General features: G+C 56.8%; 11 protein-coding genes and 1 other annotated feature. Of the genes, 8 read left to right on the top strand and 3 right to left on the bottom strand.

What is annotated here, in order from left to right:
* Positions 1-21 precede the first annotated feature (21 nt).
* Positions 22-1,215: a multidrug efflux RND transporter periplasmic adaptor subunit AcrA gene (gene acrA / locus AC0TNG_RS12665; protein ID WP_032646183.1), complete on the bottom strand. Its 1,194-nt coding sequence runs from the start codon at positions 1,213-1,215 to the stop codon at positions 22-24.
* A 140-nt stretch (positions 1,216-1,355) separates the two neighbouring features.
* Here acrA and acrR point away from each other — a divergent pair, with 140 nt between their 5' ends.
* Positions 1,356-2,009, top strand: coding sequence for a multidrug efflux transporter transcriptional repressor AcrR (gene acrR, locus AC0TNG_RS12670; RefSeq protein ID WP_024906848.1), 654 nt, complete (start codon positions 1,356-1,358; stop codon positions 2,007-2,009).
* Positions 2,010-2,122: 113 nt separating this feature from the next.
* Positions 2,123-5,479 carry a mechanosensitive channel MscK gene (mscK, locus tag AC0TNG_RS12675; protein WP_024906849.1) on the top strand — a complete coding sequence of 1,119 codons (3,357 nt, stop codon included), beginning with the start codon at positions 2,123-2,125 and terminating at the stop codon, positions 5,477-5,479.
* A 38-nt stretch (positions 5,480-5,517) separates the two neighbouring features.
* Here the strand turns inward: mscK and rsmS are convergent, their stop codons facing one another.
* Both rsmS and priC read right to left on the bottom strand, forming a co-directional pair.
* A complete protein-coding gene (gene rsmS, locus AC0TNG_RS12680; RefSeq protein WP_032645111.1) occupies positions 5,518-5,691 on the bottom strand; it encodes a pleiotropic regulatory protein RsmS in 174 nt (57 codons plus the stop codon).
* A gap of 14 nt (positions 5,692-5,705) precedes the next feature.
* A complete protein-coding gene (gene priC, locus AC0TNG_RS12685) occupies positions 5,706-6,233 on the bottom strand; it encodes a primosomal replication protein N'' (RefSeq protein WP_024906850.1) in 528 nt (175 codons plus the stop codon).
* A 50-nt stretch (positions 6,234-6,283) separates the two neighbouring features.
* On the opposite strand from priC, the gene AC0TNG_RS12690 reads away from it, so the two are divergent.
* From AC0TNG_RS12690 to htpG, 6 genes are all read left to right on the top strand, one after another.
* Positions 6,284-6,661, top strand: coding sequence for a DUF454 family protein (locus tag AC0TNG_RS12690; protein ID WP_024906851.1), 378 nt, complete (start codon positions 6,284-6,286; stop codon positions 6,659-6,661).
* Between the two features lie 151 nt (positions 6,662-6,812).
* Complete coding sequence (apt, locus tag AC0TNG_RS12695; protein WP_006176947.1) at positions 6,813-7,364, top strand: adenine phosphoribosyltransferase; 552 nt, start codon at positions 6,813-6,815, stop codon at positions 7,362-7,364.
* Positions 7,365-7,452: 88 nt separating this feature from the next.
* The gene (dnaX, locus tag AC0TNG_RS12700; RefSeq protein WP_024906852.1) at positions 7,453-9,381 is read left to right on the top strand and encodes a DNA polymerase III subunit gamma/tau; all 1,929 of its coding nucleotides are present in this window, start codon (positions 7,453-7,455) and stop codon (positions 9,379-9,381) included.
* Positions 8,711-8,775: a sequence feature (DnaX frameshifting element), on the top strand. (Overlaps the previous gene by 65 nt.)
* A gap of 53 nt (positions 9,382-9,434) precedes the next feature.
* Entirely contained in the window at positions 9,435-9,767 is a 333-nt protein-coding gene (locus AC0TNG_RS12705; protein ID WP_003858972.1) for a YbaB/EbfC family nucleoid-associated protein, read from the top strand.
* Positions 9,767-10,372 carry a recombination mediator RecR gene (recR, locus tag AC0TNG_RS12710; protein ID WP_008499298.1) on the top strand — a complete coding sequence of 202 codons (606 nt, stop codon included), beginning with the start codon at positions 9,767-9,769 and terminating at the stop codon, positions 10,370-10,372. Before AC0TNG_RS12705 ends, recR begins: the two co-directional genes overlap by 1 nt.
* Before the next feature lie 110 nt (positions 10,373-10,482).
* On the top strand, positions 10,483-12,357 hold the full coding sequence (gene htpG / locus AC0TNG_RS12715; RefSeq protein WP_024906853.1) for a molecular chaperone HtpG: 1,875 nt from the start codon (positions 10,483-10,485) through the stop codon (positions 12,355-12,357).
* Positions 12,358-12,550: the final 193 nt, after the last annotated feature.

The raw sequence follows: 12,550 nt of genomic DNA on the forward strand, positions 1-12,550 counted from the left end.
TCTTAACGGCTCCTGTTTAAGTTAAGACTTGGTTTGTTCTGACTGGCCAGCGGCCGAAGCTTGTTGTTTATCGTCAGATTTCACTTCCTGTGCTTTAACCTGCGCGCCAGGACGAACTTTTTGCAAACCAGTAACAATCACGCGATCGCCATCTTTCAGACCTTCCGTCACCAGCCATTTATCGCCAATCGCCTGGGTGGCGGTGATATTGCGCGTTTCGACTTTGTCATCTGCACCAACAACCAGTGCGCTCGCATCGCCGCGTGGCGTACGGGTCACACCCTGCTGTGGAACCAGAAGGGCGGTTGGATTCGTTCCTTCTTCCAGACGTGCGCGAACGAACATACCTGGCAGCAGGTTTTTGTCAGGATTCGGGAAAATCGCACGTAAGGTGATGGAACCGGTGGTCTGGTCGACCGTCACGTCAGAGAATTCCAGCGTACCTTCCTGCGGGAACTTGATACCGTCGTTGGTAATCAGCTCCACTTTGGCTTTGCCGTTTTCCTGTTTCAGGGTGCCGTTAGCCAGCTCCTGTTTCAGGCGCAGGAAATCATTGCTGGACTGCGTCACGTCAACGTAGATCGGATCAAGCTGCTGCACGGTCGCCAGCGCGGTGGTCTGACCGTTCTGCACCAGTGCCCCTTCCGTGACGGAAGACTTACCAATACGACCGTTGATAGGGGAGGTCACTTTGGTATAGGCCAGGTTAATGCGCGCGGTTTCGACCGCCGCTTTGGCTGCCACTACGGCTGCGTTAGCCTGCTGCGCATCTGCCAGGGCGGTATCGTAATCCTGTTGGCTGATGTACTTGGTACCAAGCAGTTTTTGATAACGATTCACCGTCAGCTGGGCAATTTTTGCTGCGGCCTGTGCTTTCGCCAGGTCGCCTTTCGCGCTTTCATAATTTGCCTGATAGGTTGCGGGATCAATCTGATACAGAGACTCACCGGCCTTCACATCACCGCCTTCGGTGAAGTTACGCTTCAGGATAATGCCACTAACCTGAGGACGCACTTCCGCAATGCGGTAAGCATTTGTACGGCCTGGTAACTCGGTGGTGATTTGTAGAGGTTCAGATTTGAGCGTCACGACGCCTACTTCTGGCGCCTGCTGAGCTCCTTGTTGAGCTGGTTTGTCGTCACATCCTGTTAGCGCTAAGCTGCCTGAGAGCATCAGAACGACCGCCAGAGGCGTTAACCCTCTGTTTTTGTTCATATGTAAACCTCGAGTGTCCGATTTCAAATTGATCAAGGGTCCTGAGTCTAAAACCCGTTGCTGCGTTTATATTATCGTCATGCTATGGTACATACATTCACAAATGTATGTAAATCTGACTCCTGTAAATTCACCCACCTATGGCACGAAAAACTAAACAACAAGCGCTGGAAACCCGACAACACATTCTGGATGTGGCAATACGTTTGTTCTCTCAGCAGGGTGTTTCGTCAACCTCGCTGGCACAAATTGCTCAGGCTGCCGGTGTGACGCGGGGAGCGATTTACTGGCATTTTAAAGATAAGTCAGATCTGTTCGGTGAAATCTGGGAGCTTTCAGAGTCCAGCATTAGCGATCTCGAGAGTGAGTATCGGGCAAAATTCCCTGATGATCCACTCTCAGTAATGAGAGAAATATTAGTATATATCCTTGAAGCGACGGTAGTTGAAGAACGTCGCAGATTAATGATGGAAATAATTTATCATAAATGCGAGTTCGTGGGCGAAATGGCGGTGGTGCAACAGGCGCAACGCAGCCTCAGCCTCGAAAGCTATGACCGTATCGAACTGAACCTGAACCTGTGTATGCAGGCAAAGCTGTTACCGGCCAATCTCTTGACCCGCCGGGCGGCTATCCTGATGCGCGGCTACATTTCAGGTCTGATGGAAAACTGGCTGTTTGCCCCGCAATCCTTTGACCTCAAAGAGGAAGCCCGCAGCTACGTGGCGATTTTACTGGAAATGCTACAGCTCTGCCCGTCGCTGCGCAGCGACGCGCCATCGCTAACTGCCTGAGTCATTTCCAGGATTTATCTCAGAGGCTCACGTTCGCGCTATTCTGCTTCCGGCGAGCGTGATATTCTTCACGCCGGACTATTTTCGGTCATCTTCTGACATCATTCACAACTATGCTGCCCATCAATCGCTCGCAACATCCTGTTTTTGCATTGCTCTTTGCGATGCTGTTTTTCTTTGCCACGGCGCCGCTGACCTGGGCCCGCGCCGATAACAGCAATGACATTCCCTCGCGTGGCGATGTTCAGTCGCAGCTCGACGCGCTGAACAAACAAAAAGAGCTCTCTCCTCAGGATAAGCTTATCCAGCAGGATCTGACGGAAACGCTGGAAACGCTGGATAAAATTGAACGCGTCAAAGCCGATACCGCCCAGCTTCGTCAGAAGGTGGCGCAGGCTCCTGAAAACATGCGCAAAGCGACGGAATCACTGAACGCCCTGAGCGACGTCGATAACGATACCGAAACGCGCAAGACGCTCTCGACGCTCTCTTTACGTCAGCTGGAGTCGCGCGTCGCGCAACTGCTCGACGACCTGCAAACCGCGCAGTCCGACCTCGCGACCTATAACAGCCAGCTTGTCTCCCTGCAAACCCAGCCGGAACGCGTGCAAAACTTGATGTACTCCGCGTCTCAGCAGCTGCAGCAGATCCGCAACCGTCTGAACGGCACGACGGTGGGAGAGGGCACGCTGCGCCCGACCCAGCAAACGCTGCTGCTGGTTCAGCAGACGTTGCTCAACGCACAGATTGAACAGCAGCGTAAAAGCCTGGAAGGGAATACGGTGCTGCAGGACACCCTGCAAAAACAGCGTGATTACGTCACCGCCAACATTAATCGTCTTGAACACCAGCTTCAGCTGTTGCAGGAGGCGGTTAACAGCAAGCGCCTGACGCTGACGGAAAAAACCGCCCAGGAGGCCGTATCGCCTGATGAGACCGCCCGCATTCAGGCGAATCCGCTGGTGAAACAGGAGCTCGACGCCAACCACCAGCTTAGCCAGCGCCTGATACAGGCGACGGAAAAGGGTAACTCACTGGTTCAGCAAAATATCAAAGTGAAGAACTGGCTGGATCGCGCGCTGCAGGCTGAGCGCAACATCAAAGAGCAGATCGCGGTCCTGAAGGGCAGCCTCCTGCTGTCGCGTATTCTCTACCAGCAGCAGCAGACGCTCCCGTCCGCTGATGAGCTGGAAGACATGACCAACCGCATCGCGGATTTGCGTCTGGAACAGTTTGACGTCAACCAGCAGCGCGATGCCCTTTTCCAGAGCGATAGCTTTGTCGCCAAAATTGAAGAGGGCCATTCCAGCGACGTGAACCCGGAAGTGCACGACGCGCTGCTCCAGGTCGTCGATATGCGTCGCGAGCTGCTGGACCAGCTCAACAAACAGCTGGGTAACCAGCTGATGATGGCCATTAACCTGCAAATCAACCAGCAGCAGCTGGTGAGCGTCTCGAAAAGTCTGCAGGAGATCCTGACCCAGCAGATTTTCTGGGTAAACAGCAACAAACCGATGGACTGGGACTGGATTAAATCCTTCCCTGAGACGCTTAAAACGCAGATCAAGAGCATGAAGATCACCGTAAACTGGGAGAAAGCCTGGCCTGCGGTGACGATTGCCTTGCTGGCGGGATTACCGCTGCTGCTGATTGCTGGCCTGATCCGCTGGCGTCTGGCCTGGCTGAAAAAATACCAGGCGAAGCTGGCCTCCGAAGTGGGGCAACTGCGTAACGATAGCCAGCTTCATACGCCAAAAGCGATTCTGATCGATCTCATTCGCGCCCTGCCGGTGTGCCTGATTATTCTGGCTGTGGGCCTGATTCTGCTCACCATGCAGCTCAACGTCAGCGATCTGCTGTGGGCGTTCAGTAAAAAACTGGCGCTGTTCTGGCTGGTGTTTGGCGTGTGCTGGAAGGTGCTGGAAAAAGACGGCGTGGCGGTGCGTCATTTCAACATGCCTGCGCAGCTGACCAGCCACTGGCGTCGCCAGATTGTGCGCATCAGCCTGGCGCTCCTGCCGCTGCACTTCTGGTCGGTTGTTTCTGAGCTTTCCCCGCTGCATCTGATGGATGATGTGCTGGGGCAACTGGTCATCCTGCTGAACCTGCTGCTGATTGCGATCCTGATGTGGCCGATGTGCCGCGACAGCTGGCGTGATAAAGAGTCCCACAACATTCGTCTGGCCACCGTGACGGTGCTGGCGATCATTCCGCTGGCGCTGATGGTGCTGACGGCAACGGGCTACTTCTATACCACGCTGCGCCTGTCCGGGCGCTGGATTGAAACGGTCTATCTGGTGATCGTCTGGAACCTGCTCTATCAGACCGTACTGCGCGGCCTGAGCGTGGCGGCCCGCCGCATCGCCTATCGCCGTGCCATTGCGCGTCGTCAGCATCAGGTGAAAGAGGGGGCCGAAGGCGCGGAGCCGCAGGAAGAGCCAACCATCGCGCTGGAGCAGGTTAACCAGCAGACGCTGCGTATCACCATGCTGGTGATGATCGCCCTGTTTGCGGTGATGTTCTGGGCTATCTGGTCCGATCTTATTACCGTTTTCGCCTATCTCGACAGTATTACCCTCTGGCAATACAACGGCACCGAAGCGGGCGCGGCGGTCATGAAAAGCGTGACCATGGGCAGCCTGCTGTTTGCGCTGGTGTCGTCGGTGGTGGCCTGGGCGCTGATCCGCAACCTGCCAGGCCTGCTCGAAGTGCTGCTCCTGTCACGTCTGAATCTTCGCCAGGGGGCGTCCTACGCCATTACCACGATCCTCAACTACGTGATCATTATTGTTGGGGCGATGACGGTCTTTGGTTCGCTTGGCGTCTCGTGGGATAAACTGCAGTGGCTGGCGGCCGCCCTCTCGGTCGGTCTTGGTTTTGGCCTGCAGGAGATCTTCGGTAACTTTGTCTCCGGCCTGATCATCCTGTTCGAACGTCCGGTACGTATCGGCGATACCGTTACCATCGGTACCTTCTCCGGTACGGTCAGCAAGATCCGTATTCGTGCCACCACCATCACCGACTTCGATCGCAAAGAGGTGATCATCCCGAACAAAGCGTTCGTGACCGAGCGTCTGATCAACTGGTCGCTCTCGGATACGGTGACGCGCGTGGTGATCCGCCTGGGTGTGGCCTATGGATCGGATCTGGATAAGGTGAAAGAGGTGCTGCTGAAGGCGGCGTCTGAGCATCCGAAAGTGATGCACGATCCGGCTCCGGCGGTCTTCTTCACCACCTTTGGGCCGAGTACGCTGGATCACGAACTGCGTTTATACGTGCGTGAACTGCGTGACCGCAGCTACACGGTGGATGAACTTAACCGTTCTATCGATCGTCTGTGCCGTGAAAACGATATTAATATCGCCTTCAACCAGCTTGAGGTTCACCTGCGTAACGAGAAAGGTGATGAGCATACGGAAGTGAAGCGCGACATTAAGGGTGATGACCCTCACCCTAACCCTCTCCCTTGAAGGGAGAGGGAATAATCTGGTGCGGTCTGCTTTTGCTTTTACCCTCTCCCCTCAGGGGAGAGGGCAGGGTGAGGGGTAAGTTTCCCCTCAAAATCCCGCCGTACAATCTCCAGTGCCTTAAGCACCGTTTCGGCGGGGATCTCATGATTCTCCAGCAGCATAATCAAATCGACGGCCAGCTTGACCTCATCGGGTGCATTTTCCAGTGACATGGGTGTGGCTCCTGTTAACGGGTCAAACGTTCAATGACGCGCTCAATGTCATCCAGTGCCTGACGGCAGCGGACGATGCGTCCTTCCAGCGCGCTAATCTCGCGCATCAATAGCTGCTGCTCTTCCAGCGTTTCGCTGTTGTTCAGACGCACCTCGCGTTCGCGCTTCATCTCAAACAGTCGGCGTTCAAACTCCTGGTTCTCCAGCCGCTTGCGCTGCCATTTACCGAGCCCCGGGGAGGCGCTGTCCCAGGCGCGCAGCGGCCAGGCGGCGATTTCGCGATGCAGCGCGGTGATCTGCTCGGTGAGATGCGCCGCAAGCCACGCCACCTGTTCCTGCTGTTCACTCTCAACCGCATGGCGAAGCTCGTCGAGATTCGTCTGCGCTTCCGCCAGGTAATCCTGAATGACGGTGCTGCGGGTACGAAAAAGCTGTCGGTCAAAGCGCGGCTTCAGCGTGGCGTGCCCCATTAGTGGTATAGCCTGCTCCCGCAGAGCAATCAGCTGATTTTGCAGCCTCTCAAGAAGCAGTGCTGTTTTCAAGGCGCTCTCCAGTGGTAAAGTAGCCGTTCAGTTTGATAACGATTCGCATTATGAAGCGTACTATTTTAATCATCATTGGCTGGCTCGCGGTAGTGCTTGGCACGCTGGGTGTGTTTTTACCCTTACTGCCGACCACGCCATTTATCCTGCTGGCGGCCTGGTGCTTCGCCCGCTCGTCGCCGCGTTTTCACCACTGGCTGCTCTACCGCTCATGGTTTGGCGGCTATCTGCGGCACTGGCAAAAACACCGGGCCATGCCGCCCGGCGCGAAGCCGCGCGCGATCGCAGTGATCCTCATCACCTTCGCTATTTCATTATGGCTGGTGAAAATGATGTGGGTACGTATTCTGCTACTGGCGATCCTGACCTGCCTGCTTTTCTTTATGTGGCGGATCCCCGTGGTTGATGAAAAGCAACAAAAGCACTGAAGCCTCATCATGGCTGTTGCAATTATCACGCGCAGCCAGTAAATTCGACCGTTTTCGAGCACAGGTGCGCCTGGTCAAAGGTTAAACAATTGTTGCCTTGGCCGACTCGTTGCGCGCTGTGAGTAACACTGTTTTATTTAGGCACAAACCGATGACCGCAACTGCACAGCAGCTTGAATATCTGAAAAACAGCATCAAAAGCATCCAGGACTATCCAAAGCCTGGCATTCTTTTCCGTGATGTCACCAGCTTGCTGGAAGACCCGAAAGCGTACGCGCTCAGCATTGAACTGCTGGTCGAGCGTTATAAAAACGCCGGGATCACCAAAGTAGTAGGTACCGAAGCCCGTGGTTTCCTGTTTGGCGCACCGGTTGCGCTGGCAATGGGCGTGGGTTTTGTGCCGGTGCGTAAGCCGCGCAAGCTGCCGCGTGAAACCATCGCAGAAAGCTACGAGCTGGAGTACGGCACCGATCAGCTGGAGATCCACGTTGATGCGATCAAGCCGGGCGACAAAGTGCTGGTGGTCGACGATTTGCTGGCAACCGGCGGCACCATTGAAGCGACCGTGAAGCTGATCCGTCGTCTGGGTGGGGAAGTGACCGACGCGGCCTTCATCATCAACCTGTTCGATCTCGGCGGTGAACAGCGCCTGGAAAAACAGGGTATTACCAGCTATTGCCTGGTGCCTTTCCCGGGTCACTAATCCCGGTTTTCACAACCTCGCTCAATGGGTGAGGTTGTGATAGCATTCCCCTCCATAAATTCACCTTCCAGCGTTGCAGAGCCTGCCCATGAGTTATCAGGTGTTAGCCCGTAAATGGCGACCACAAACCTTTGCTGACGTTGTCGGTCAGGAACATGTGCTGACGGCCCTGGCGAACGGCTTGTCGCTAGGTCGCATCCATCACGCCTATCTTTTTTCCGGCACCCGCGGCGTCGGTAAGACCTCTATTGCCCGTTTGCTGGCAAAAGGTCTCAACTGCGAAACCGGGATCACCGCCACGCCGTGCGGCGTGTGTGATAACTGTCGGGAGATCGAGCAGGGGCGTTTTGTCGATCTGATCGAGATCGACGCCGCCTCGCGCACCAAAGTGGAAGATACCCGCGATCTGCTCGATAACGTGCAGTACGCCCCGGCGCGCGGCCGCTTCAAGGTCTACCTGATCGATGAAGTGCACATGCTGTCGCGCCACAGCTTTAACGCTCTGCTGAAAACGCTGGAAGAGCCGCCCGCGCACGTGAAGTTCCTGCTGGCGACCACCGATCCGCAAAAGCTGCCGGTCACGATCCTGTCGCGCTGCCTGCAGTTCCATCTGAAGGCGCTGGACGTTGAGCAGATCCGCGCGCAGCTTGAGCATATTCTTGATGAAGAGAAGATTGTCCACGAACCGCGCGCCCTGCAGCTGCTGGCCCGCGCGGCGGACGGCAGCCTGCGTGATGCGCTCAGCCTGACCGACCAGGCGATTGCCAGCGGTGACGGCAAGCTCTCCACCGAGGCGGTCAGCACCATGCTCGGCACGCTGGATGACGATCAGGCGCTGTCGCTTATCGAAGCGATGATTGCCGCCAACGGCGAACGCGTGATGTCGCAGGTGAATGCCGCCGCTGCCCGGGGTATTGAGTGGGAAGGGCTGCTGGTTGAGATGCTCAGCCTGTTGCACCGCGTGGCTATGCTGCAGCTTTCTCCCTCCGCCATTGGTGCGGATATGGCGACCATTGAACAGCGGATGCGTGAGCTTGCCCGCACCGTGCCGCCTGCCGACGTGCAGCTGTACTACCAGACGCTGCTGATTGGACGCAAAGAGTTACCGTTCGCGCCGGATCCGCGTATGGGCGTTGAAATGACGCTGCTGCGCGCGCTGGCGTTCCACCCGCGCATGCCATTGCCGGAGCCGGAAGTGCCGCGGCAGTCTTTCGCGCCGGTCGCCCCTACGGCGGTGATGTCGCCGCAGCAGGTGCCACCGCAGCCGACACCGCCGCCGCAGCAGAACGTACCGCTGTCGGATGCCACCAGTTCGGTGCTTGCCGCACGCAGCCAGCTGCAGCGTGCCCAGGGAGTAACCAAACCAAAAAAGAGTGAACCGGCAGCGCCAGGAAGAGCGCGGCCGGTGAACAACGCCGCGCTTGAACGACTGGCCTCGGTAACGGAGCGCGTACAGTCGCGTCCGGCACCGTCCGCGCTCGAGCAGAAAGCCCCGGTGAAAGAAGAGGCTTACCGCTGGAAGGCAACCACCATCACCGAAGAGGTGAAGGAAGAGGTCGCCACGCCGAAAGCGCTGAAAAAGGCGCTGGAGCATGAGAAAACGCCGGAGCTTTCCGCGAAGCTTGCCGAAGAGTCCATTGCGCGCGACGCCTGGGCCGCTGAGGTCAGCAAACTCCAGCTGCCGAAGCTGGTGGAGCAGGTCGCGCTGAACGCCTGGAAAGAGCAGGACGGCAATCAGGTGCGTCTGCACCTGCGTCCGGGCCAGCGACACCTCAATTCCCCTGGCGCGCAAAAGGCGCTGGCCGAGGCGCTCGCCACATTACAGGGCGCGCCGGTTGAATTGACTATCATTGAAGATGATAATCCGGCAGTGAAAACGCCGCTCGAGTGGCGTCAGGCCATTTATGAAGAAAAGCTCGCGCAGGCGCGCGAGGCGATTATTGCGGATAACAACATTCAGACCCTGCGCCGGTTCTTCGACGCCGATCTGGATGAAGAGAGTATTCGCCCCATTTGATCGTGAGTCTGACTTACGGTTGTAATCCTTAAACGTGAAAAAGAGAGAAGCCTATGTTTGGTGGAAAAGGCGGTCTGGGTGGCCTGATGAAGCAGGCTCAGCAGATGCAGGAAAAAATGCAGAAGATGCAGGAAGAGATCGCTCAGCTGGAAGTCACGGGTGAGTCCGGTGCCGGTCTGGTCAAAGTGACCATCAACGGTGCGCACAACTGCCGTCGCGTGGAAATCGACCCAAGCCTGCTCGAAGACGACAAAGAGATGCTGGAAGATCTGGTTGCAGCCGCGTTTAACGATGCCGCTCGCCGTATCGACGAAACTCAGAAAGAGAAAATGGCCTCTGTTTCCAGCGGTATGCAGCTGCCGCCTGGCTTCAAGATGCCATTCTGATGCAAACCAGTCCGCTGCTCACGCAGTTAATGGAAGCACTGCGCTGCCTGCCGGGCGTTGGCCCGAAGTCGGCGCAGCGCATGGCGTTTACGCTATTGCAGCGCGACCGCAGCGGCGGGATGCGCCTGGCGCAGGCTCTGACCCGCGCCATGTCAGAAATTGGTCACTGTGCGGACTGCCGTACCTTTACCGAGCAGGACGTGTGTAACATCTGTACGAACCCGCGTCGTCAGGAAAACGGTCAGATTTGCGTGGTGGAGAGTCCGGCGGACATCTACGCCATCGAACAAACCGGGCAGTTTTCCGGCCGCTACTTCGTGCTGATGGGGCATCTCTCCCCCCTGGACGGTATTGGCCCGGACGATATCGGTCTTGATCGCCTTGAACAGCGTCTTGAGTCCGAAACCATCAAAGAGGTGATCCTCGCCACCAACCCGACGGTGGAAGGGGAGGCAACCGCCAACTACATCGCCGAGCTGTGCTCGCAGTACGGCGTTGACGCCAGCCGCATCGCCCACGGCGTGCCGGTAGGCGGCGAGCTGGAGATGGTGGACGGCACCACGCTGTCGCACTCTCTGGCCGGACGTCACAAGATTATTTTCTGACCAAACGGAGGCTGCGCGCGCGGCCTCCGCTTGAAAATTTCCCCCCTTATCCCCATCTCTCACTCAACGTTTTAAAACCCCATTAAATGGCATTGTTGAGGTCGACATAGATGAAAGGACAAGAAACCCGTGGTTTCCAGTCAGAAGTAAAACAGCTTCTGCACCTGATGATCCATTCCCTGTATTCCAACAAAGAAATTTTCCTGCGTGAGCTGATTTCCAACGCATCCGATGCGGCGGACAAGCTGCGCTTCCGCGCGCTGTCTAACCCGGATCTGTACGAAGGCGACGGCGAGCTGCGCGTGCGCGTCTCGTTCAATAAAGAGAACCGCACCCTGACCATCGCCGATAACGGCATCGGGATGAACCGCGACGAGGTGATCGACCACCTCGGCACCATCGCCAAATCCGGCACCAAAGCGTTCCTCGAGTCCATGGGCTCGGACCAGGCGAAAGACAGCCAGCTCATCGGCCAGTTCGGCGTCGGTTTCTACTCGGCGTTTATCGTGGCCGACAAAGTCACCGTGCGCACCCGTGCGGCGGGCGACAGCGCTGAAAACGGCGTGCTGTGGGAATCCAAAGGGGAAGGCGAATATACCGTTGATGACATCACCAAAGCGGATCGCGGTACCGAAATCACCCTGCACCTGCGCGAAGGGGAAGACGATTTCCTGAACGACTGGCGCGTGCGCTCCATCATCAGCAAATATTCCGACCACATTGCCCTGCCGGTCGAGATTGAAAAACAGGAAGAGAAAGACGGTGAAACCGTGGTTTCCTGGGAGAAGATCAACAAGGCGCAGGCGCTGTGGACGCGCAACAAGTCTGAAATTAAAGACGACGAGTACAACGAATTCTACAAGCACATCGCCCACGATTTTACCGACCCGCTGACCTGGAGCCACAACCGTGTGGAAGGTAAGCAGGAGTACACCAGCCTGCTGTACATCCCGGCACAGGCGCCGTGGGACATGTGGAACCGCGATCACAAGCACGGTCTGAAGCTGTACGTGCAGCGCGTCTTTATCATGGACGACGCCGAGCAGTTCATGCCGAACTACCTGCGCTTTGTGCGCGGCCTGATCGATTCTAACGATCTGCCGCTCAACGTCTCCCGTGAAATTCTGCAGGACAGCACCGTCACCCGTAACTTGCGCAACGCCCTGACCAAACGTGCGCTGCAGATGCTGGAAAAACTGGCGAAAGACGATGCGGAAAAATATCAGACCTTCTGGAAACAGTTCGGCCTGGTGCTGAAAGAAGGCCCGGCAGAAGACACAGCGAACGTTGAAACCATCGCCAAACTGCTGCGCTTCGCCTCAACGCATACCGACTCCTCCGCGCAGACCGTGTCGCTGGAAGAGTACGTCTCCCGCATGAAAGAAGGGCAGGAGAAGATCTACTACATCACCGCCGACAGCTATGCGGCGGCGAAGAGCAGCCCGCACCTGGAGCTGTTGCGCAAGAAAGGCATCGAAGTGCTGCTGCTTTCTGACCGCATCGACGAGTGGATGATGAACTACCTGACCGAGTTCGACGGTAAATCCTTCCAGTCTGTGGCCAAAGCCGACGAGTCCATCGACAAGCTGGCGGATGAAGTGGACGAAAGCGCGAAAGAAGCCGAGAAGGCGCTGGAGCCGTTCGTTGAGCGCGTGAAAACCCTGCTGGGCGACCGCGTGAAAGAGGTGCGTTTCACGCACCGTCTGACCGACACTCCGGCGATTGTCACCACCGATGCCGACGAAATGGGCACTCAGATGGCGAAACTGTTCGCGGCGGCGGGCCAGGCGATGCCGGAAGTGAAATATATCTTTGAGCTTAATCCGGATCATCCGCTCGTGAAACGCGCGGCGGATACCCAGGACGACGCCCGCTTTGCCGAGTGGGTTGAACTGCTGCTGGATCAGTCCCTGCTGGCCGAGCGCGGCACGCTGGAAGATCCTAACCTGTTCATTAAACGTGTGAATGCGCTGCTGCTGGCGTAATTAAACACCTGCCCCTCACCCTGCCCTCTCCTCAAAGGGGAGAGGGTGTTCAAGTTCCCTCTCCCCTTTGAGGAGAGGGTTAGGGTGAGGGGGATCCCTCGCACCCTCCCAAATAATCTCCCCCCATTAACCGTTTCAGCCTTCCTGCCTTCCTTGAGCGATGCCCGTTCTGGTGGTATTGTTTAGCGCTTTT

It is taken from the genome of Enterobacter sp. PL_is514 (assembly GCF_055816715.1).